This window comes from Paragemmobacter ruber, from assembly GCF_009908315.1.
Taxonomy (GTDB): domain Bacteria; phylum Pseudomonadota; class Alphaproteobacteria; order Rhodobacterales; family Rhodobacteraceae; genus Paragemmobacter; species Paragemmobacter ruber.
Window position 1 is genome coordinate 646,658 of record NZ_JAAATW010000002.1, and the last position, 17,862, is coordinate 664,519.

16 protein-coding genes are annotated in these 17,862 nt (G+C 67.1%); 1 reads left to right on the forward strand and 15 read right to left on the reverse strand.

Features of this window, described 5'->3' with window-relative positions; all coding sequences use genetic code 11:
• Positions 1–6: 6 nt before the first annotated feature.
• The 15 genes from GU920_RS11490 to GU920_RS11560 all read right to left on the reverse strand — a co-directional run bounded on the left by GU920_RS11490 (position 7) and on the right by GU920_RS11560 (position 16,540).
• Positions 7–939, reverse strand: a complete 933-nt coding sequence (locus tag GU920_RS11490) for a sugar phosphate isomerase/epimerase family protein (protein ID WP_161767145.1) — start codon at positions 937–939, stop codon at positions 7–9.
• Positions 940–942: 3 nt separating this feature from the next.
• A complete protein-coding gene (locus GU920_RS11495; RefSeq protein WP_161767146.1) occupies positions 943–1,770 on the reverse strand; it encodes a TIGR01459 family HAD-type hydrolase in 828 nt (275 codons plus the stop codon).
• Entirely contained in the window at positions 1,767–3,026 is a 1,260-nt protein-coding gene (locus GU920_RS11500) for an FGGY-family carbohydrate kinase (RefSeq protein WP_161767147.1), read from the reverse strand. The genes GU920_RS11495 and GU920_RS11500 overlap by 4 nt, the downstream gene beginning before the upstream one ends.
• Positions 3,016–4,050: a class II aldolase/adducin family protein gene (locus tag GU920_RS11505; protein ID WP_161767148.1), complete on the reverse strand. Its 1,035-nt coding sequence runs from the start codon at positions 4,048–4,050 to the stop codon at positions 3,016–3,018. The genes GU920_RS11500 and GU920_RS11505 overlap by 11 nt, the downstream gene beginning before the upstream one ends.
• Complete coding sequence (locus GU920_RS11510) at positions 4,047–5,555, reverse strand: glycerol-3-phosphate dehydrogenase (protein ID WP_161767149.1); 1,509 nt, start codon at positions 5,553–5,555, stop codon at positions 4,047–4,049. The genes GU920_RS11505 and GU920_RS11510 overlap by 4 nt, the downstream gene beginning before the upstream one ends.
• A 3-nt stretch (positions 5,556–5,558) precedes the next feature.
• On the reverse strand, positions 5,559–6,215 hold the full coding sequence (locus GU920_RS11515; RefSeq protein ID WP_161767150.1) for a class II aldolase/adducin family protein: 657 nt from the start codon (positions 6,213–6,215) through the stop codon (positions 5,559–5,561).
• Positions 6,215–7,219 carry a 2-hydroxyacid dehydrogenase gene (locus tag GU920_RS11520; protein WP_235933242.1) on the reverse strand — a complete coding sequence of 335 codons (1,005 nt, stop codon included), beginning with the start codon at positions 7,217–7,219 and terminating at the stop codon, positions 6,215–6,217. The genes GU920_RS11515 and GU920_RS11520 overlap by 1 nt, the downstream gene beginning before the upstream one ends.
• A 49-nt stretch (positions 7,220–7,268) precedes the next feature.
• Positions 7,269–8,816, reverse strand: coding sequence for an FGGY-family carbohydrate kinase (locus GU920_RS11525; protein ID WP_161767152.1), 1,548 nt, complete (start codon positions 8,814–8,816; stop codon positions 7,269–7,271).
• Complete coding sequence (locus GU920_RS11530; RefSeq protein ID WP_161767153.1) at positions 8,813–9,937, reverse strand: ABC transporter ATP-binding protein; 1,125 nt, start codon at positions 9,935–9,937, stop codon at positions 8,813–8,815. The genes GU920_RS11525 and GU920_RS11530 overlap by 4 nt, the downstream gene beginning before the upstream one ends.
• Positions 9,934–11,046 (reverse strand): ABC transporter ATP-binding protein, encoded by a 1,113-nt coding sequence (locus tag GU920_RS11535; RefSeq protein ID WP_161767154.1) that lies wholly within the window; start codon positions 11,044–11,046, stop codon positions 9,934–9,936. The genes GU920_RS11530 and GU920_RS11535 overlap by 4 nt, the downstream gene beginning before the upstream one ends.
• Positions 11,047–11,049: 3 nt before the next feature.
• The gene (locus GU920_RS11540; RefSeq protein WP_161767155.1) at positions 11,050–11,907 is read right to left on the reverse strand and encodes a carbohydrate ABC transporter permease; all 858 of its coding nucleotides are present in this window, start codon (positions 11,905–11,907) and stop codon (positions 11,050–11,052) included.
• Positions 11,908–11,916: 9 nt separating this feature from the next.
• Positions 11,917–12,840, reverse strand: coding sequence for a carbohydrate ABC transporter permease (locus GU920_RS11545; RefSeq protein WP_161767156.1), 924 nt, complete (start codon positions 12,838–12,840; stop codon positions 11,917–11,919).
• A 129-nt stretch (positions 12,841–12,969) separates the two neighbouring features.
• Positions 12,970–14,412 (reverse strand): ABC transporter substrate-binding protein, encoded by a 1,443-nt coding sequence (locus GU920_RS11550; protein ID WP_161767157.1) that lies wholly within the window; start codon positions 14,410–14,412, stop codon positions 12,970–12,972.
• A gap of 28 nt (positions 14,413–14,440) precedes the next feature.
• Positions 14,441–15,406, reverse strand: a complete 966-nt coding sequence (locus GU920_RS11555; RefSeq protein ID WP_161767158.1) for a sugar-binding transcriptional regulator — start codon at positions 15,404–15,406, stop codon at positions 14,441–14,443.
• Positions 15,407–15,634: 228 nt separating this feature from the next.
• Positions 15,635–16,540, reverse strand: a complete 906-nt coding sequence (locus GU920_RS11560) for a LysR family transcriptional regulator (RefSeq protein ID WP_161767159.1) — start codon at positions 16,538–16,540, stop codon at positions 15,635–15,637.
• A gap of 158 nt (positions 16,541–16,698) precedes the next feature.
• On the opposite strand from GU920_RS11560, the gene GU920_RS11565 reads away from it, so the two are divergent.
• Positions 16,699–17,853 carry a BMP family ABC transporter substrate-binding protein gene (locus GU920_RS11565; RefSeq protein WP_161767160.1) on the forward strand — a complete coding sequence of 385 codons (1,155 nt, stop codon included), beginning with the start codon at positions 16,699–16,701 and terminating at the stop codon, positions 17,851–17,853.
• The last annotated feature ends 9 nt before the right edge of the window (positions 17,854–17,862 follow it).

Here is a 17,862-nt window from a genome sequence, read left to right on the forward strand (position 1 = left end):
GGGCGGTCAGACCTTCAGATCGGCCGCCCCCGTGTCGATATGCGGGGCCCAGAAAGCGATGCTTTCGGCGATCTGGGGGATCACCTGCCGGTCATTCGGCTCGCGTTCCTTGAAGGAGAGTTCCAGACAGATCTCGTTGTCCTGCGCGCCGCCTTCGGCCAGCGCGGCCAGCAGGGGGGCGGGATGGATGCGGCCCTTGGCGTTGAATTCGGCGGTGAAGGGGCGGTGGCCGCCTTTGTCCATCAGGCTTTGCTTGATGTGGATGATGGGGGAGACGCGCGGCACCGCCCGCGCCCAAGCATAGGGGTCGTAATCATCGGGGTTGGGGCTGGTGATATCGCCATGGTCGATATCGGCCATCATCCACATCGGCACGGCCATGCGCGCGGCGGTCAGCCTGTCCTGCAGGTCCATGCAGGCGGCGATGGTTTCGCCGAATTCGCGGCCCACGCTCATGGGTTCCCAGAAGATGTAGGTCAGGCCTGCCGCCCGTGCATGTTCCGCCACCTCGGCCCAGGCGTCGATGGCGATGCGGATCAGATCCTCGCGCCGGGTGGGATCGTCGTAGTCGCGATAGGTGAAGATGGCGAATTGCGTGCCGATGGAGGTGCCGCCCAGATCGGCGGTGATGTCGGCAAAGGTCTTGAACCAGTCGATGTAGTAGCGCCGCACCTCTGCGTCGGGATGGCCGAAATGGTTGAGCCGCCCGTAAGGCCCGGTCATGCCCGATGTCACGCGCACGCCCGTCCGGCGCAGCGCCGCGCCCATTTGCCGGGTCAGGCGCCGGATCACCGGGGCGGGCCAGCTTGGGTTGATGAATTCATGGGTCAGTTGCAGATCGCGGATGCGCAGGTCGCGCGCCACCGTGTCGATCAGATCATCGGCATCGGCAAAGCGGTTCACAAGGGGGTTCGTGTTCAGGGACAGGGTCAGGGGCATGGGTCACACCGCGAAACGGGGAAGGACATGGTCTGGCAGGACGCCCGCCTCTGCCAGGCAGAGCGCGGGCAGATCGGCCTCTGCCGCCCCGGCATGCAGCCCGGTGCGGGCAAGGCAGGTCTTGTGCCCTGCGGCATGGCCGCCCGCGATGTCATGCGCGGGGCTGTCGCCGATGCAGAGGATGCGGCCCGGCGCGATCCCGGGCAGAAGGCGCGCGGCTTCGGCATAGATCAGCGGATGGGGCTTGCCGATCCAGTCCACCCGCCCGCCCCATCCGGCGTAGAGGGTGGCGATGCGCCCCGCGCCGGGGCGGGTGCCATGCGCGGTCAGCATCTCGACATCCGGGTTGGTGCAGAGCATGGGCCGCCCCTGCCGGGCGGCGGGTTCCAGAAGGTGGCGGTAATCGTCAAGCGACAGCCGGTCGGCCTGACTGCCCGCAAGGATCAGAAGATCGGCTGCCGCGGGATCGTCGGTCAGGGTCAGGCCCAGCCCTTCGATCGCGCTTGTGTCACCGTCGCGGGCATGGAGCCAGACCCGCGTCTGCGGGGGCAGGGCGCGGTGTGACAGGTGCCGCCAGGCCGCCTCGCCCGAGGACAGGACGAGGCGGAAGCTTTCGCGCCGGAAGCCGAGGGCCACCAGACGCGCGGCATTGGGTTCGGACCGCTTGCCGGAATTGGACAGAAGGATCACGGGCTTTCCCGATGCGGCAACCGCATCCAGCGCGGCGGAGGCCCAGGGGTAGGCGGCCTTGCCATCCAGCAGCACGCCGAACTGGTCGATCAGAAAGGCGTCGTGGCGGTCGATCAGATCGGGCAGGGTGGCGGGCGTCATGCGGCCCCCCGCAGCGCCAGAAGCGCCGTGCCGAAGGCTGCCTCGTCCGACCGGGGGGCGGGCATGGCTACGCCAAGGCGGCGCGCGCGGAGGCGGGTCCAGACCGGGTTCGCCGCCCCGCCCCCCACCGTGCGGACCGAGGTCAGGGCCGGCGCCCCGAGTTCCGCAAGGCGGCGATAGGCCAGCGCCTCGATCCCCGCGATGCCTTCGAACAGGGCGTGCAGGAAGCGCGCATCGTCTGCGGGGCGCGGGATGGTGCGCGAGGGCAGGGCGGGATCGGCGATGGGAAAGCGCTCGCCGGGGGCGGGCAGGGGATAGAAGTCGAGGCCGGTGTCCTGATCCGGGTCGATGCGGGGCGACAGGTCGGCCATCTGGGCGGCGGTGAAATGCGCCAGCAGCGCCGCGCCGCCGGAATTCGACGCCCCGCCCGCCAGCCAGCGCCCGAGGAAGCGGTGGGAATAGATGCCGTATTCGGGGGCGAAGATCGGGCGGTCTGACAGAAGCTTTACCGTCAGGGTGGTCCCCAGCGCGGTGACGCCGTCCCCCGCGGCCTCGGCCCCGGTGGCAAGGAAGGAGGCGCAGCCGTCCGTCGTGCCCGCGACCACGCGGCAATCGGGGGGCAGGCCGAATGCGGCGGCGGCGGCGGGCGTCACGCGGCCTGTCACCGTGCCGGGTTCCACGACCGGGGGCAGGGTGCGCAGGTCCACCCCGGCCGCCGCCAGCCAGTCGGGCCAGCGCGCGGCGACGGGATCGTACCCCGTCTTCAGCGCGTTGTTCGCATCGCTGACCCATGCGCCGCAAAGGCGGCTGGCGATCCAGTCGGCCTGATGGGCCATGCGCACCGCGCCGCGCCGCGACAGAAGCACCGCACGCGCTGCGCCCGAGGTGGGGCCGTGCGCGGCCGAAGTCGGGGGGGCATGGCGGGCGATGGCATCAAGGATCGCAGGATCGGGGCAGGGGTCGTTGTACATCAGCCCCGTACCGATGACCGCCCCATCCGCGCCCAAGCCCACCATCGTGCCCGAGGTGCCATCCACCGCCAGCGCGCGCACCGCCCGCGCCTCGACCATCCCCAGCGCCGCCGCCAGCGCGCTGCGCACCGCCGCCCACCAGATCTGCGGATCGCGGTGGTCGCCGCCGTGATCGGCCATGGCCGATTTCGCCGTGGCGTGCAGGGTGCCTGCCGCGTCGATCACCGCCGCCCGCGCGCCCGAGGTGCCAAGATCAATGCCGATATACAGCGCCTCAGCCGACATTCAGGCTCTGCCGGTATTTTTCGGCATCCCAGTTCAGCAGTTCGGCGTTCTGCGCATCGGTCAGGGGCGCGACTTCGGCCCCTTCGGGCAGGCGCGCCAGCACATCGCCAAGGCAGCGGGTCAGGGCTTCCGCCCCCGCGCTGGCATCGCGGGCGATCAGCGCGCCTTGCCCGGGCACCAGCAGGAAGGCTGGGCGGGGCAAGCCGCGCGCCGCGATGCGGGCGGCGGCCTGCGCGGGCGTGTCACCCTCGCCAAGAACCGGGGCGCCCACCCCGCAGAAGACGACATGATCGGGATAGAGACTGCCCGCCTGCGCCGCGCGCAAGAGATGCGGCAGACGCGCCACCGTATGCAGCGGGTGATCGGGGGGAAGGGGGCGATAGTCCCCGTCCGCCCGTTGGGCCAGCATGGCCGCCGGGGGCAAGGCGGCAGCCGGGGCGGTGACGGCGGCGACGACGCGGGACAAGAGCGCCTCTGTCTCTGCCACCGTATCCGCCGCCACGATCAGCCCGTGGTTGCGCAACACGACCACATCCACCCCGGGTGCCAGAACCGACTGCACCTGTCGCGCCAGCTCTGCCCCGGGCTTGGCATAGGGCACGATGGCCCAGCCGAACCCCGCCAGCCGCCGGGCGACCGCGTCCCCGGCATCCTGCCGGATGGCAAGGGCCAGCGTGTTCACGCAATGGACATGCACCACCACCCGCTGCGGGAAGACGGCATGGAGCGAGGTTTCGATCGACGGGCGCAAGCCCTGCGCCACCAGCGCGAATTCACCCGGCCGGTCGGCGCGTGCCTCGCCCGCCGCCATGGCCGCCCGCATCGCACCCAGATCGCAGGGAACAAAGACATCGCGCGTCAGGGCATCGGCCAGCAGCGTGCCGGACGCCTTGATCCACATCACCGCGTCTTCCTTGACCGAGGTGTTCCCCCCCGCGCCTTGGATCAGCAGCGGATCGGCCCCGATCCGCGCGGACAGGCGCGCCAGCGCGGGCAGGTCGGCAGGGCGCGGAAGCACGGTCATGCCGAAATCGCCAGATGCGCGCTGTCGAACCATGCCGCGAAATCGGCCTGTTCGGCGGGCGTCATGTGCAGGCGGTGCTTGGTGCGCCGCCACAGGATGTCTTCGGCGGTTTCGGCCCATTCATGGGCCACCAGATAGCGCACCTCTGCCTCATATAGCAGGGGGCCGAAACGGCGGCCCAGTTCGGCCAGCGATTGCCGCGCCCCGATCAGGCGCCGCGTCCGGCTGCCATAGAGCCGCGTGTAATGCCGGGCCAGATCGCGCGGCAGCCAAGGATAGGCCTGCGCCAGTTCGGCCATGAAGCGTGCCACGTCGCCATCGGGCAGATCGCCCCCGGGCAGGGTGCCGCGCGCCGTCCAGTCGCCCTTCATCTGCGGGAAATGTGGCGCGAGGCGCTGGATCGCGTGTTCGGCCAGCTTGCGGAAGGTGGTGATCTTGCCGCCGAAGATGTTCAGCATCGGCGCACCGCCCGTGGTATCAACATCGAAGACGTAATCGCGCGTCACCGCCGACGGGTTGCCCGCCCCGTCATCATAGAGCGGGCGCACGCCCGAGAAGCTTTCCAGCACATCCTCGCGCCGCAGCCCTTGGGTGAAATAGCGGTTCACGGCGGCGATCAGATAGTCGATCTCGGCCTCATCGGCGGTGACCTTTTCCGCCGCGCCTTCATAGGGGATGTCGGTGGTGCCGATCAGCGCCTTGTCGCCCTCATAGGGGTTGATGAAGATCACGCGCTTGTCGTGGTTTTGGATCAGATAGGCCTGCGCGCCTTCCCAGAATTTCGGCACGATGATGTGGCTGCCCTTGACCAGCCGCACGCTGCGGCTGGAGTTGCTGCCCGCGACGCGACCGATGATGTCGTTCACCCAAGGCCCGCCCGCATTGACCACCGCCCGCGCCATCACGCTGCGGCGGGTGCCGGTGCGGGTGTCGGTCATCTCTACCCGCCACAGCCCGCCCTCGCGCCGGGCCGAGGTGCAGGCGGTGCGGGTCAGCACCCGGGCCCCGCGTTCGGCGGCATCGAGCGCGTTCAGCACGACCAGACGCGCATCATCCACCCAGCAGTCGGAATATTCGAACCCCTTGACGTAGGCAGGTTTCAGCGGCGCGCCCTCGGGATCGCGGCGCAGGTTCAGCGCGCGCGTGCCCGGCAGCCGCTTGCGCCCGCCCAAGTGATCATAGAGGAACAGCCCCAGCCGGATCAGCCATGCGGGCCGGTCATCGGCCGAATGGGGCAGGACAAAGCGCATCGGCCAGATGATGTGCGGCGCGCTTTCCAAAAGCACCTCGCGTTCGATCAGCGCCTCGCGCACCAGACGGAATTCGTAATATTCCAGATAGCGCAGGCCGCCATGCACCAGCTTGCCTGACCGCGACGAGGTGCCCTGCGCCAGATCGTCCTTTTCGCACAGGATCACCGAAAGGCCCCGCCCCGCCGCATCCCGCGCGATCCCCGCGCCGTTGATGCCGCCGCCGATGATGAACAGGTCTACCGTTTCGGTCATCTTTCATGTCCTCTGGGGTTCGGCTTTCGATTGGGTTCCGTAAGTGGCGAAGCCCTTGAGGGTGTCCTCAAGTTCCGCCTCGGACAGGACCTGTCCGCCACCGATCAGCAGGCTGTGATAGTGCTGATGGGCGAGGGCTTCCAGTTCATTGGCCAGCCACAGCGCATGGGTCAGGTCGCGCCCGCCCACCACCATGCCGTGATTGGCCATCAGGCACCCGGCCCGCCCCTCCATCGCCTGCAGGATGCCTGCCGACAGGTCCGGGGTGCCGAAGGTGGCGTAGGGGGCCAGCCGGATCTCTGGCCCGCCGAAGGCCGCGATCATATAGTGGACGGCCGGGATCGTGCGCCGCGCGATGGCAAGGACCGTACACCATTGGGCATGGGTATGCACGACGGCGTTGATGTCGGGGCGGTGGCGCAGGATGTCGCGGTGAAAGCGCCATTCGACCGAAGGCTTCTTCGGCCCCTCCCAATCGCCATCCCCTGTCAGCGCCATCCGCGTCACCTCGGCGGGCAGGATGTCGCGCGGCGGGATGCCCGACGGGGTGATCAGCATGTGATCCCCGTCCCGGACCGAGATATTGCCCGATGCACCCCGGTTCAGCCCGGTCTCGACCAGCGCGACCATGGCCGCGCAGATATCCTCGCGCGCGCCCATCAGCAGGGGTTCCGCGCGGGTTCGCCCGCAAGGTAGCGGCGCACTTCCTCGGCGGCCTGTTCGGCGGCGAAGGTGACGGTGCGCACCGAGGCCCCGGCGATATGGGGCGTGAGGGTGACGTTGGGCAGTTGCAGAAGCGGCCAGTCCTGCGGCACGGGTTCCACGGCAAAAGTCTCCAGCATGGCCGAGCCGAGCGTGCCATCTGTCAGCGCGGCATGAAGCGCATCGTAATCGCACAAGGGGCCGCGCGCGGTGTTCACGAACAGCGCCCCCCGCTTCATCCGGGCGAAGGCTGCGGCGTTCATCATGTGCCTGGTCTCTTCCGTGACACGGGCATGCATGGTGACCACGTCGCTTTCCGAAAGAAGCCGGTCAAAGGCCACCAGTTCCACGCCTGCCGCCGCATCCTCGGGCGCCAGCTGGACATAGGGATCATGCACCAGAACGCGCGCTCCGAAGGCGCGCAGAAGGCGCACCACCTTGGTGCCGATATTGCCGTAGCCGATGACGCCCACCGTCATCTCGCACAGTTCCCGGCCCGTCACATCGGCGCGGTAGAGATCGCCGCGCCAGTCGCCCCGGCGCAGCGCCTCGTGCCCTTCACGGATCTTGCGCGTTTCGGCCAGCATGGCGCCCAGCGTGAATTCGGCCACCGCGCTGGCATTGCGCCCCGGCGTGTTGACGACAAGGACGCCGTGATCGCGCGCCGCCGCCATGTCGATGTTGACCGGCCCGCCGCGCGACACCGCGATCATCCGCAGCGCGGGCAGCCGCTCCAGCATCCCGCGCGACACGGGCGCCAGTTGGGTGACGAGGATCTCGGCATCGCCCACGAAGTCCACCACCCCGTCGGGATCGCCGAAATATTCCTTCAACCCATCCATCCCCGCCACGGCATAGCCATGTTCCATCGGCTCATCCGGCCAGTTGTCCTTGCGGATGCGGATGGCAAGATCCTCGCCGCAGGCGGCGCGCAGTTTCTCCTCGAAAACTTCGGGGAGCATGAAGTGATCACCGATGATGGCGACGGTTCTAGGCATTGTCTTTCAGTCCTCAGTCGGTCTTCAATCCGTCCCATACGGGTTCCAGCGCCAGTCGTGCAGCGCGATAATCGGGGTAGCGGCGGGCGTAAAGCGCGGTCAGGTCGGGATCGGCAGGCTCGGCCGGGCCGAGGGCGGGCGTGACCCAGTCGGCGATGCAGGCCGCCATGTCGGGATAAAGGCCGTTGGCCACGGCGGCCATCATGGCCGCCCCGGCCGCGCCGGCCTCTTCGCGCGAAGAGACGCGGGTGGGTGCGCCGACAGCGGCGCCCAGCACCCGGCGCAGCGCAGAGGATCGCGCGGCCCCGCCGGTCAGGCGCAGTTCGGCGGGCATCGCCCCCATCGCGGCATAGCAATCGCGGGCCGATAGCCCGAGCCCTTCGATCACCGCGCGCATCAGATCGGGGAAGCGGTGGCGCATCGACAGCCCGATCAGGCTGGCCCGGGCGGCGGCGTTCACGAAGGGGCCGCGCTCGCCCGCGTCCGAGATATAGGGGTGATAGATCAGTGCGCCCGGCGTGCTGTCGGCCATCCAGCCGTCGATCCGCGCGATCAGGGCGGCGCGGTCCTGCGGGGCGCCGAAACTGGCCAGAAGATCGCCCGCCAGCGCCAGGGCCCAGTCGATGTTCAGCGTGGCCGCCATGTTGGATTGCAGCATGGCAATCATGCCGGGCAGGGGCAGGCACATCACATAGCCTGTCAGCGCGTCGTTCAGCACGGCGTCGGCCGCCGCCTGCGCGCGCATGTGCATGCCCGTCGATCCGATGATGGTGCAGGCGGCGGGCGCATCGGTCACGATGCCTGCCCCCAGCGCGGTGCAGACCACATCGACATAGCCAAGGCTGACGGGCGTTCCGGCGCGCAGGCCGGTGTCCTGCGCGGCGGCCTCGGTCAGGGGATGGGTGATCTGGCTGCCGTCAAGGATCGGCGGCAGGAGATGGCACTGCGCCTGCAGGCCCAGCGCCGCGATGGCGGTGTCGGAATAGGCGCGGGTGCGGAAGTCGCCGAAGGTGAAGCAGGCCTCGGACGGATCGGTGGCGCGGATGCCGGTCAGGTTCAGATAGAGCCAGTCCTTGGGATGCAGCGCCACCTCGGCTGCCGCCACCATTTCGGGGGTGGTCGCCAGCATATGCGCGATCTGGCTGCCCTGCTGGCACACGTTCAGCCCCGATCCCGTGTGGTGGAACCGCGCGCGGTCGGCCTCGGTCCCGCGCAGGCGCTTCACCGTGGCGGCGGCGCGGGCATCGAGCCAGATCCAGCCTTCTGTGACGGGGCGGTTCTCTGCCCCCACAAGCCATGTCCCGTCGCCCTGCGCCGTCACCGCCAGTGCCAGCGTGCGGGCGGCGAGGTTTTCCACCTTGCCGGCCAGCGCGCGCAGGGTGGCCGCGCAATCGGCCCAGGTGCGTGCCATGTCCTGATAGGCCGCGCCGTCGGGCCGGGTGGTATAGGTGTTGGGCGTGGCGGCGACGGCAAGCTGGCGACCGCCCGCATCAAAGGCCACGGCCTTGATGACCGAGGTGCCCGCGTCGATGCCGATCAGGATGCCGTCGCCCGAGGTCATGCCGCCAACTCGTTCCCATGCGACAGGGCAAGGCCCGTGGTCGGATCGAAGACATGCAGATCCTGCGGGCGGATTTCCACCCGGATCGGCTCGCCCTCGGACAGGGGGGCGCGGTCATGTTCCACCAGCACGATGGTCTTGCCCGCGAAGCTGGCCGCGATATGGCTCTGGTCGCCCAGCCACTGGTTGGCCACCACCCGCGCGGCTGCCCCCGTCTCCACGCGGTGGACGGCATAAGGCCGCACGCCGATCACCACCTGCTTGCGGTCAAGGAGCATCTTGCGCACGCGCGGGTCAAACGCCGCTTCGTCATAGCGCAGGTCCAGCCCGCCCGTCAGATCGAAGGTCAGCCGCCCCGCCGCGACCGACACGCTGGCGGGAAAGACGTTCATCGGCGGCTCGCCCACGAAGGTGCCGGTGAACAGGTTGGCAGGCCGCTCCTTGATCTCGGCCGGGCTGCCATATTGCTGCAAGACGCCCCCCTCCATCACCGCGATCCGGTCGGCCAGCGCGTTGGCCTCGGTCTGGTCATGGGTCACGAGGATGGCGGTCAGGCCGCGTTCCTTGACGTAATGCTTGATCCGCCCGCGCAACAGCGTGCGGAGCTGCGGTTCCAGCTGGCCCATGGGTTCGTCCAGCAGATGCAGATCGGCATCGCGGACGAGCGCGCGCGCAAGGCTTGCCCGCTGCTGCTGCCCGCCCGAGATGGACGAAGGGAAGCGGTCAAGGATATCGGTGATCTCCAGCATTTCCGTCACATGGGCCACGCGGCGGGCGACCTCGGCCTCGGCCAGACGGCTGGCCTTCAGGGCGAAGGCGATGTTGTCGCGCACGGTGACGGTGGGGTAGAGCGAATAGCCCTCGAAGGCCATGGCCACGTTGCGCCGGACGGGGGGCAGGGTCTGCACCTGTTTGCCCGCCAGTTCGATCGTCCCGCGCGAGACGGTCTCGAAGCCTGCGATCATGCGCAGGGTGGATGTCTTGCCACAGCCCGACGATCCCAGAAGGGCGATGATGTCGCCCCGGGGCACATCCATCGAGATGGATTTGACCGCGTGCACGCCCTTGCCCACCGGGCCATAGAACTTGTCCACCGATTTCAGCGAAAGCTGCAGGCTCATGCCACGTCCTCCTGACGCATCATCTTGTGCACCGGCGCGATGCGGCGGCCGGTCGCGCGATCAAACAGGATCGCCGCGCCCGCATCCACCGCCACATGCGCCTGTCCCGACGCAGGGCCGGGGGTGCCCGCTGGGCGCGACACCATGATCTCGCGCCCGCGCAGGGTCAGGACCAGCGTCACGGTCTTTTCATTCAGTGGCGTCTCCGCCTCGACCTCCACCGGGATGGCGCCGGGGGTGCCATCGGCCACGAAGCGCAGCGCCTCGGGGCGCAGGCCAAGAATGCAGGGCTGGCCGATCTGCGGGGCGTAGTCGTCGGCAAGCGGGATCGCCCGGTCCGAGATCATCGCCACCACCCGCCCGTCGCGCCGTTCCGGCACGATGTCCAGCAGGTTGATCACCGGATCGCCGAAGAGCCGCGCGATATCCACATTGGCGGGGGCGTGGTAGATGTCGGCGGGCGTGCCCACCTGCTGGATGCCATGGCCGTTCATCACCGCGATGCGGTGCCCCAGCGCCATCGCCTCCTTGTAGTCCTGCGTGACGTAGATCACGGTGGCATTCTGATCCTTCAGCAGGCGCGGCAGTTCCAGCCGCATCTCGAAGCGCAGCTTGGCATCCACGTTGCGCAAGGGATCATCCAGCAGCAGCACCGACGGCTGCGCCGACAGGGCGCGCGCCAGCGCGGTGCGCTGCTTCTGCCCGTTGGACAGCTCTTTCGGCTTGTGGTGCAGCACATGGTCGATCTTCAGAAGACGCGCCACCTTTTCCACCGTTTCCGTCATCGCGCCCTTGCTCTGCCCCCGCGCCGTCAGCGGTGCGGCAATATTGGCGAAGGCGTCCATATGGGGAAACAGCGCGAAGTTCTGGAAGGCCATGCCGATGCCGCGATCTTCCGGCTCTACCCCGGCCATGTTCTGGCCGTTCACGCGGATCTCGCCCGCGTCGGGTTCGATCACCCCGGCGATCAGGCGCAGAAGCACCGTCTTGCCCGCGCCCGAGGGGCCGAAGAGCACCAGCGTTTCGCCCTTGGCGACCGACAGCGACAGGTCTTCGATCACCGTATTGGTCTTGAAGGCCTTGCGGATGTTTTTCAGTTCAATCGTCATGGCTTATCCCTTGACGGCGCCCAGCGACAGACCTTCGACAAGGTAGCGCTGCGCATAGAGGGCGAGGGCGAAGGTGGGGGCGATGGACAGCACGATCCCGGCCGCCACCTGCCCGTACTGGATGCCGGATGCGGTGACAAAGGCCAGCGCGCCCACGGTGACGGGTTGCTTGTCCGCCGAGGCAAGGACCAGCGCAAAGACGAAGTTGTTCCAGGCAAAGATGAAGGACAACAGCCCCGCCGCCGCAATCCCCGGCCCCGCCAAGGGCAGCGCGATGCGCCGGAAGGTGGACCAGAAGTCATGCCCGGCGATACGGTAGGCATATTCGATATCGGCCGGGATATCCTCGAAATACCCGCGCACGATCCACAGGATCAGCGGCAGCACGATCAGCTGGTAGACCCAGATCAGCCCGCCATAGGTATTGGCCAGCCCGAGCTGTTGAAAATAGATCGTCAGCGGCAAGAGCACCAGCAGCGGCGGAGCAAAGCGGAAGGACAGAAGCGTGAAGGCGATATCCTCGGACCCGCGGAACTTCAGCCGGGCAAAGGCATAGGCCGCAGGCACCCCGAGCAGCAGGCCGATGGCGACCGACGTCGTGGACAGGAACAGCGAGTTCCACAGATTGCCCATGAAATCGATGTTCAGCGTGCCGGCCGCCGTCTCCAGCCGCCCGGTGATCAGCGCGGTATAGTTCTCGAGCGTCGGCATGAAGACGACCGAGGGCGGCACGCGCAGGATCGTCTCGTTGGTCTGGAAGCTCATCAGCACGATCCAGACGATGGGGAACATGAAGAACAGGCAGACCAGCGTCAGGGCGATGCCGCGCAGCAGGCGTTCGAGGGGGGAATGGGTTTCCATGATCAGACCTCAGGCATTGCCGCGCTGCTTTTCACGCAGCCTCAGCCAGTTCTTGATGAAGATGTTCGACAGCACATAGGTGATGGCCCACAGGATCATCAGCAGCGCCGCCGACCGGCCCACATTGGTGGATTGGAAGAAGTTGAGATAGGCCTCGACCTGGAAGACGGTCAGCGTGTCGCCGGGTCCGCCCTGCGTCATGGCATAGATGATGTCGAACTGCTGGATGCTCTCGATCACGCGGAACAGCGTTGCGGTCAGCAGGAAGGGCGTGAGCATGGGCAGGGTGATGCGCCAGAAGACAAAGAGCCGCGGCACCCCGTCCAGCGCCGCCGCCTCAAACGGCTGGGGCGGCAGCGACCGCAGACCGGCCAGCAGCAGGATCATGATGAAGGGCGTGTAGACCCAGACATCGACGATCACCACGGTCAGCATGGCCGTGCTGGGATCGGACGCCCAGTTGAAGTTCTCAAGCCCCAGAAGGGTGGCGAAATAGGACAGGATGCCGAAGCCCGGGTTCGTCATCAGCTTCCACATCAGCGCGGCCAGCGCGGGCGCGGTCATCAGCGGCATCAGCAGCATGATGGAGATGAAATTGTTCAGCCGTGTCCGTTTCTGCAGCAAAAGCGCGATGCCGAGGCCCAGCAGAAGCTCTACCGTCACGGTCAGGAAGGCATAGGTGACAGAGACCTTCAGCGTGTTCCAGAAGGCGGAATCCGTCAGGAAGTTCAGATAGTTCTGACCCCAGTTGAACTCGCGCGCCCAAGGCTGCGACAAGCGGTAGCGCTGCAGCGAATAGACCACCGCCGTGAGGAACGGGATCAGGATGCCGATGCAGGTCAAGAGCGCGGGAAGCGACAGAAGATAGGGCAGCACCTTCCGGCTGACGCGGAAACGGCGGCGGCGCGGCAGATCGGGCGCGGCGGTGGTCATGGGATATGTCCTTCCGATCCCCGATCCGTGCCGGGGTGTTCAGGGCGCAAGTGCGGTGTCATCTCGGGCGGGTGCGGGTGACGGGCGCTGTGCCCGTCACCCCCTTTGCTTTGGGCGATCCCGGGGCGATCAGCCCAGACCGGCCTCTTTCAGCTGGTTGTTGACGCTTTCGGCCAGCTGGTCCAGCCCTTCGTCCACCGGCACTTCCTTGGCCACCATCTTCTGCAGCGTCGCCGCCCATTCCGTGGTCAGGTCAAAGAACAGAGGCTGCGGCGTGAACTTGATCGACGCACCGGGGGCCGAGGCATCGTGCATCTCGACATAGCCCGGATAGGATTTCGACAGCTTGTCGCGGAAGGCCCCATCCGCCCAGACCGAAGCCCGCGCCGGATTGACGAGGTCCATCTTCTGCGCGCCGAACAGGCCATGTTCCGGCCCGGTCACCCATTGCAGGAAGTACCAGGTCGCATCCTTGTCGGCCGAGAAGGACGACATGGCCATCGACCAGATCCAGATGTTCGGCGTCGGGGCCGCCGCCGCCGCATTGGCCTTGAACGCCGAGAAGGCGAGGTTGCCAGCTTCGGCATTGCCCGCACCGTTCATGAAGTAGCCAAGGATATCGGCATCGAACATCATCGCCGACTTGCCCGCGCCCACATCGGTGCCGACCTGATACCATGTGTGGGTGGACCAGTCCGGCGCGCCGGAATCCTGAATCATCTGCACCCATTTACGATGGTATTCCTTCGACACATCCGTGTTCATCGCGGCCGACAGCTTGCCTTCCGCGTCGATGTTGAGGTCCTTCTGGTCAAAGTTCGCATAGCCCGACAGGAAGCCCGGGTGGATCGTCGCCCAGGACCGCGAGCCGCGCACACCGATGCCATAGCCACCGTTCATCACGGCCTTGGCCTTGGCAGCGGTTTCCAGCAGTTCGTCGATGTTGGTGGGAACAGCCAGACCGTTCGCATCGAAGATGCGCTTGTTGTAGGTCAGGTTGTTCTGCTCATAGGCCAGCGGGATACACCACTGCTTGGCATCGTCCGAACCCAGCGCGCCACCTGGCTGGCCGTTCCAGGCGCAGGACTTGATCACGCCCGGCAGGAAGTCGTCCCAGGCGTAAAGCGGGTTGGTCTTGGCTGGATCCTTGGCCCACTGGCCCAGATCCTCGCACCAGCCGGCGGGGCCATAGGTCCAGGTCATGTAGGCGCCGGTCATGAAGGCGTCGTATTCGCTGGAGCCGGAGGAGAGCGCGGCAGTCACCTTGTCGAAATAGACATCCTCGGGGAAGACGTCATAGGTGACTTCCATACCCGTCAGCGACTTGAAGTTGTCGATGTTGGCGATCATCGCGTCGGTATAGGGGTGCTTGTTGAGCAGAAGCTTGACCGTCTTGCCCGCATGGGCCTTCCAGTCGAAATCCGCCGCCAGCGCGCGCGTCGCGGCCGCGTTCAGCAACACGCCGCCCATCGCCGTGGACAGCCCCAGCGCGCCGAGACCCTTGATCAGCCCCCGGCGGCTGACCGAGCCGCGGATATAGGCATCTATCAGGTCCTTTTCCTTATCGTACATTCCTACTCCTCCCTTTGTGTCTGAGCCGTTAACCGGTCAGGCCGTGTGCAAGCGCATGTGCCGTGCGCTCGTCGGTGATGAGCCCGCCGAGCAGGCCGCTCATCAGGACAGACCTGATCGCCCAGGTCTTTTCCGCGCCGCCAGCGATGGCGACGATCTTGCGTTCCCTCAGCTCCTCCAGCCCGAGGGAAAGCGTCCGCTGGGTGAGCGATGTCTCGATCGCCCGCCCCTGTTCGTCAAAGAAATGGCCGAGGATTTCGCCAAGGCCGCCCTGTGCCTTGACCTCGGTGATCTCGGGCATCTCGACCATGCGCGAGGCGACGAGCTGCGCATGGGGTTCGGCGGTGCCGATCCCCACCAGCATCAGATCGGCCGAGGCCGCCAGCCGGAACACATCCGACACGCCGCGCTGCGCCAGCAGAACCTCGCGGTCCTCGACCGTGTTGGCAAAGAAGGGGACAGGCATCACATAGGCCTGCGCGCCGGTCTTTTCGGCAAGGCGGTGGATCACGTCATGGGGGTTGGCCGCGTAGTTCCGCGTCAGCCCGCCCAGAAGCGAAACGAACCGCACCGAGGCCGCATCGACATGCGACATCTCGCGCACAGCCGCCGCCAGCGTCCGGCCATGGCCCACGCCGATCACGCCTTTCGGGTGGGCGTCGATCATCCGGTGGATATAGCCCGCCCCGGCATGGCCCAGCGCCCGGAAGGGAAGCCCCTCTTCGGCCAGATCCGGCACGATCTCGCAGTAGTCGAGGTTGTACTGGCCCGCCAGACGATCTTCCAGCTCCACCAGTTCGGCAACGTCGCCGTCGATCGTCACCTTGACGACCCCGGATTCAGCCATCCGCGTGATCAGCCGATGCGCCTTCACCCCGGTGATCCCCAACCGCTTGGCCACCTCGGCCTGCGTCAGGCCGCCGGCGTAATGCAACCAGGCAGCCCGCACGGCAAGGCTGTCCTCGGCATCCCGGATGCGGTGCCCGCGCGCCATCGATCCTCCCCATCGTGACGGACCGGTTTCCCGATCTGTAATTTTTTCTCCCTTGTGTAAGTTTTTACAGATTCGCCCCATCTGTCAATCCGCTTCCTGCGCGGATGGGCCGCAGGGTGACGCGGCACCCGGCCCAAGCCGCGTGTAGCGGGCCGGGGTGCAGGGCAGGGTGGGGCGGTGGCAGGGCGGTGGCGGTGGGGCGCGCGGCTGCGGGCGGGGAAAAGGCGATCAGAACTCGTAGCGGTCCTGCAGCGACCCTTCGACCTGCGCGGCGAATTTCGCGGCCGCCACGGGCAGGGTGCGGCCGCGCAACTGGCACAGATACAACCGCCCGGCGGGGATATCGCGCGTGTCCACGGGGCGCGAGGTCACGCCGTCGGCGGTGGGGCCATCGGGCAGGCCTATGGGAATCTGGAACGAAATCAGATGCTCCTGCGCGGGATAGCGGCGCAGGAAATCGAAGTTATCCGCCTCCAGCACAACGCGCAGGCGCACCGAAAAGCGCACCAGCGCCAGATCAATCAGCGAACGCACGCCATATTGCGTGGTGGGGATGGCGACGGGATAGGCCGCGCAATCGCGCAGGCGCACCGTCGCTTGCGCCGTCAGCGGGTGGTCTATCGCCATGACGGCATGGATCGGCTGGCGGACCGAGGCGAGGATCTGCACCTCGGACAGGCGGATCGGTTCGAAGATCAGCGCAAGGTCCGCGTCATGTTCCACCAGCGCCGCCTCGGCGGCAGCGCGGTCGCGCAACTGGACCGAGAAGGTCACACCGGGATGGTCGCGGCGGTAGCGCCCGATCTGTTCCGGCAGGAAGAACGGCAGCAGCGCCTGCGAACAGGCGATGGCCACATGCCCCCGCCGCGCGCCCGCCAGATCGGCCAACTGGCTGCGCAGGCGTTCGAAATCCGATGCCTGATGACGCAGGTGCGACACCAGCAACTCGCCCGCCGTGGACAGCCGCACCCCGCGCGGCAGGCGTTCGAAGATGGGGACGCCCAGTTCCTCTTCCAGCGCCAGCACGCGGCGGTTCAGCGCGGTGGACGTGATCGCCAGCACCTCGGCCGCCTTCCGGATGGATCCGGCGCGCGCGATGACGTCGATGAACTGGTGCGGGGTCAGGCTGTGCATGACTGATGCATTTCTTGCAGCGGTTAAGTGCAAAGTTAGCACAAGACGGCATCGGTGCAAAGCCGCATGCTGCGCCGCAGAAGTGACAGACAACCGGGGCGAATCGCGGGGCCTGACCCGCGATGGAGCGCCCGACCACACCAGCATGGAGAATTTGCATGACCGAGTTTCCGGCTTTCCCGCGGCGCTTGGCCGCCCCCGCCACCCTGTCGCGCCGCAACCTTTTGCGCGGTGCCGCCGCGCTGGGCGGTGTCGCTGCGCTGTCGGCCCTGCCCGGTGCGGCGCGGGCGCAATCGGGCCTGACCGTGGGGTTCATCTATGTCGGCCCGCGCGATGACTTCGGCTACAACCAATCGCACGCCGCGGGCGCGGCGGCGGTGAAGGCGATGGAAGGCGTCACCGTCGTCGAAGAGGAAAACGTCCCCGAAACGCAGGACGTGCAGAAGTCGATGGAATCGATGATCAATCTGGACGGGGCGACGTTGATCTTCCCGACATCCTTCGGCTATTTCGATCCCCATATCCTTGCTCTCGCGCCGAAATACACCGATGTGCGCTTCCAGCATTGCGGTGGCCTCTGGGCGGCCGACAAGCACCCCGCAAATGTGGGCAGCTATTTCGGCTATATCGGGATGGGCCAGTATCTGAACGGCATCGCGGCGGGCCATGCCTCGGTGACCAAGAAGATCGGCTTCGTCGCGGCCAAGCCCATCCCGCAGGTGCTGCTCAACATCAACTCTTTCCTTCTGGGCGCGCGGTCGGTCGATCCCGCGATCACCTGTCAGGTCATCTTCACCGGCGAATGGTCGCTGGCGGTGAAGGAGGCCGAGGCCACCAACGCGCTGGTCGATGCGGGCTGCGATGTGATCACCTGCCATGTGGACGGGCCGAAGGTGGTGGTGGAGACAGCGGCGGGACGCGGGGCCTTTGTCTGCGGCTATCACGCGGATCAGACCGCACTTGCCCCCGAGAAATACCTGACCGGGGCCGAATGGAACTGGGCCAAGGTCTATACCGACATGGTCACCGCCACGATGGCAGGCGAGGCAATCCCGAACTTCGTGCGCGGCGGTCTGGCCGAGGGGTTCATCAAGATGTCGCCGCTCGGTCCTGCGGTGCCGGAGGCGGGCCGCGCCCAGTTCGAGGCCGTGAAGGCCGAGATCGAGAAGGGCGGGTTCAGCGTCATCAAGGGGCCGCTGAAGGACAATCAAGGCAATGTCGTCGCGGCCGATGGCGAGGCCTTCCTCGAGACCGACCCGGTGCTGGAAGGCATGGGCTATCTGGTCGAGGGCGTCATCGGTTCGACGTCGTAAGGGGGCAGG